The 4,039-nt window shown below is 63.7% G+C and carries 3 protein-coding genes; 1 reads left to right on the top strand and 2 read right to left on the bottom strand.

Features of this window, described 5'->3' with window-relative positions; all coding sequences use genetic code 11:
- Positions 1-690, top strand: a 690-nt coding sequence (locus ACXJ7R_RS26640) for an FAD-dependent oxidoreductase (RefSeq protein ID WP_457154435.1), incomplete at its 5' end; no start/stop codon positions are given.
- A 69-nt stretch (positions 691-759) separates the two neighbouring features.
- Here ACXJ7R_RS26640 and mgtE read toward each other — a convergent pair.
- Positions 760-2,124 (bottom strand): magnesium transporter, encoded by a 1,365-nt coding sequence (gene mgtE, locus ACXJ7R_RS26645; RefSeq protein WP_457154436.1) that lies wholly within the window; start codon positions 2,122-2,124, stop codon positions 760-762.
- A 271-nt stretch (positions 2,125-2,395) separates the two neighbouring features.
- On the bottom strand, positions 2,396-4,039 hold a 1,644-nt coding region (locus tag ACXJ7R_RS26650; RefSeq protein ID WP_457154437.1), incomplete at its 5' end, for an ABC transporter ATP-binding protein/permease.

Consider the following 4,039-nt stretch of genomic DNA (forward strand, 5'->3'; position numbering starts at 1 on the left):
GAATGGATCCGCAAGCGGCCGGACGGCCGGCTCGACGCAATCGTCACCGGCGGCAAAGTGCTGACGGTCGACCAGGTGATGCTGGCCATCGGCCGCATCCCCAACACCGAGAATATGGGCCTGGAAGGCATCGGCCTGGAGATGACCAAGACCGGTGCGATCGCCGTCGACAAATACTCGCGCACCAACATCGACAACATCTGGGCGATCGGCGACGTCACCAACCGCGTGCAGCTGACACCGGTGGCGATCCATGAGGCGATGTGTTTCATCGAAACCGCCTTCAAGGGAAATGCGACGGCGCCCGACCACGACACCATTGCGACCGCCGTCTTTTCACAACCCGAAATCGGCACGGTCGGCCTGTCGGAGGATGATGCGGTCAAACGCTTCCCCGACATCGAGATCTACCGCGCCACTTTCCGGCCGATGCGGCATACGCTGTCCGGCCGCGACGAGAAGATGCTGATCAAGCTGGTGGTCGACGGCGCGTCGAAGCGGGTGCTCGGCGCGCACATCCTGGGACCGGATGCCGGCGAGATGGCGCAGCTTCTCGGCATTCCGCTGAAAGCCGGGCTGACCAAGGATGATTTCGACCGCACGATGGCGGTGCATCCGACAGCCGCGGAAGAGATCGTCACCATGTACAAGCCGACCTATCGCGTGAAGGATGGCAAGAGGGTGGATTGACCTGGCACATGCCGAGGTTCAGCTCTCCACCGCGGCAAGGGTCTTGCCACGGCGGAGATCTGGGAATTGCTACAGCAGCGTGCCGCGCAGGATCACCAACGCCACCGAGAAATAGATCACCAGCCCGGTGACATCGACCAGCGTGGCGACGAACGGGGCCGATGCGCTGGCCGGATCGAAGCCGATGCGTTTCAGGGCGAACGGCAGCATCGACCCCGACAGCGAGCCGAAGGTGACGATGCCGACCAGTGCCACGCCGACCGTCGCGGCGATCAGCGGCCAATGCGGCCCATAGTCGTAGAAGCCCATATATTGCCAGAGCGCGATGCGGCCGATGCCGACCACGCCGAGCATGGCGCCGAGCACGAGGCCGGTGGGCAGTTCGCGCAGCGCCACCCGCCACCAGTCGCGAAGACCGATTTCGCGCAGCGCCAGCGCCCGGATGACCAGCGAGGTCGCCTGCGAGCCGGAATTGCCACCCGAGCTCATGATCAGCGGGATGAACAGCGTCAGCACGATCGCCTTTTCCAACTCGCCCTCATAGCTCTGCATGGCGTTGGCCGTCAGCATCTCTGAGATGAACAGCGCGCACAGCCAGCCGCCCCGCTTCTTGATCATGGCGAGGAAGCTCATCTTCATGTACGGCTCGTCGAGCGCCTCCATGCCGCCGAAACGGTGCACGTCCTCGGTCGTCTCCTCGATCATCGCGTCGATGATGTCGTCGATGGTGACGATGCCGAGGATCTTGCCGTGGTCGACGACCGGGACGGCGAGCAGGTCGTATTTCGAGATCGTCTGCGCCAGGGTTTCGCGATCGGTCAGTGGGGTGACCGTCACCGGCGCGCGATCCGGCGCCACCGTCATGATCGAATCCTCCGGCTCCCCGGTGATCAGCCGGCGCAGGCCGGTCGACCGCATCAGGAGATGCGTCTGCGGATCGACGATGTAGATCGCGTAGACGGTTTCGCGCGTCCGCTCGACCTTGCGGATGTAGTCGAGCGTGCGGCCCACGGTCCAGTCCGAAGGCACGCTGACGAACTCCGTCGTCATGATCGATGCGGCGCTGCCTTCGGGATAACCCAGAATGGCAAGCAGCGTGGCGCGCAGCGGCGGCGCAAGCCCGCCGAGCAGCTCGGAACGGGCCGGCTCGTCCAGCTCGCGCAGGATGTCGGCGGCGCGGTCTTCCGACATGGCGGTGAGCAGCTTGCCCGCCTTGGCGCGCGGCAGCGCCTCCATGAGTTCGGGCGCGCGGTCGAGTTCAGGCTGGTCGAAGATCTCGACCAGCCGCTCGAACGTCACTTCACAAAGCAGTTCCGTCGCGCTTTCTCGCGGCTCCCTGTTCAGGGCCTCGACAATGTCGGCGACGTGATCGTTGGCTAGGATACGGGCGATCGCGACGGCCTCGTCGCTCGCTACGGGGGTAAATTCGTTCATGGCTCACTCCTTGCCGTCCGGCAGGACATGAACCATTCAGGTCACGTCTAGGCGGACGGCTGTTGCGTTCGACTGTGACTGTCGCCAGGCATGGCGCTGTGACCTTTCCGCTTGCGGGTTCGCGTTTGACTGTCTGCAAGCCGGCGCAACATAGGTGCGCGCCTTGCCGAGTCAATCGTGGTGAGGATGAAAAACGGTGCCGAATGGCACCACTCGCGAGACTGTGATCAGCGGTCGCCGCATGGCGCGGCCGGCCGAGATCAACGGGTCGTCATTTCTGCTTCAGCCGGCGCGAGAAGCGCAGCCACTTGTCCTCGACCGGCCTTGGCTGGACAAGAATCGTGGTGAGTTCGACAGGCAGGGTCGGAACCAGGGGCTTCTTGGTGGCGACGCCGTCGGCGATCGCGACGATGCTATGGTAGAATTCTGCGCCGGCCAGCGATCGCGGCGCCACCGCCTCGTGCATGACGCTGATGACCGTGACATCGGGGCAGTTGTCCTTGATGGCCTGATGGAAGGCAATCTTGCCCTCCGGATCAAGCGCGCCGGTCGCCTCGTCGAGGAACAGCAGCCCCGGCTGCTGCAGCACGATGCGCGCCACCACCAGCTTCTGCTTCTGGCCGCCCGACAGAACCTGGTCCCAGCTTTTGCCTTCGCGGCTTGCGTCGGCCAGATGCGAGATGAAGTCGCCAAGGCCGGCCTTGTACAGCGCCGCCGCGACATCCGCATCGCTATGATTGTGCTCGGAGCCCGGCAGGCAGACCAGCTGTTTCAGCGTCACCTGCTGCAGCTTGACCTCCTGGGCGGCATAGAAACTCTTCACGCCCTCGGGGAAGACGATGGTGCCATGGCCATAGGGCCACAGGCCGYTAATCGCCTTGATCAGCGAGGTCTTGCCGCAACCGGATTCGCCTTTCAGGAACGTCCATTCGCCGCGCCGGAAGCGCAAATTGGCGGCGCTGAGGAACGGCGTGGCGTCCTCGCCTTGATGCGCCAGTTCGAGCTTCTGGATGGTCAGGCCGAAAACCGGGTTCTGGCTGGCGTAGTGGAAGTCGGAACGGCCGGTCTGGCTGTAGAATTCCTGCGGATGCTGGACATTCTCGATCGCATTGGCCAGTTCGGTGACGCGCTGGCTGTTGGCGCGCAGCGTGGCGATGGCGGGCATGACGTGGATGAACCACGAACATTGGCCGATCAGCGAATTGACCAGCTCGGAGCCGGTTATGTAGCCCTTGAGATCGAGACCATTGTGAATGAACGGCACCAGGCCAGGTCCGTAGGCGACGATGCGGGCGCCGATGAAATTGTAGATCAGTTCGAACGACATGTAGACGGTGTTGACGATGTTCAGCCGCGTCCATGTGCCGTCGATATCGACATAGAGCCGGCCATGCATCGTCCTCTGCACGCCTTCGCCCTGGGACGCGGCGACATGGAAGCTGCGGCGCAGGAACGTCGTCAGTTCGCCGCGATAGCTGCCTTCGGCCTGCTGCATCCTGACGTTGAGGCGCTCGAGCAGGCCGCCGAGCTTAACCGCGATCCAGGTGTTCAGCGGGACATAGGTGGCGACGGCGAGGAAAGCGAGGACGGCGCTGCCATAGCTGCCGAGGAACTCCAGCCCCTTCACCTCGACGGAGTTTTCGAGCAGCTTCTGGCCGACGAAATAGAGCGAGGTGGCGACGCCCAGCACGCCCATGGCGAGCCCGATGGCGCCGCCGGTCATGTCCTTGATGGATTCCTGGACGCGCTGGTCGATGTTGTCGGGCGCCGGTGCGCCGCTGCCGGTCGACGCATGCTGGGCATGAAAATGCGTATGATTGTTGTCCAGCAGTGCTTCGTTGAAGCGGCTGTCCAGCCAACCACGCCATTTGCGGTGCAAGGTCGCCGAGACAAGATTGCGGATGCCGGTAAAGCC

Source organism: Mesorhizobium sp. P5_C1 (genome assembly GCF_054049815.1).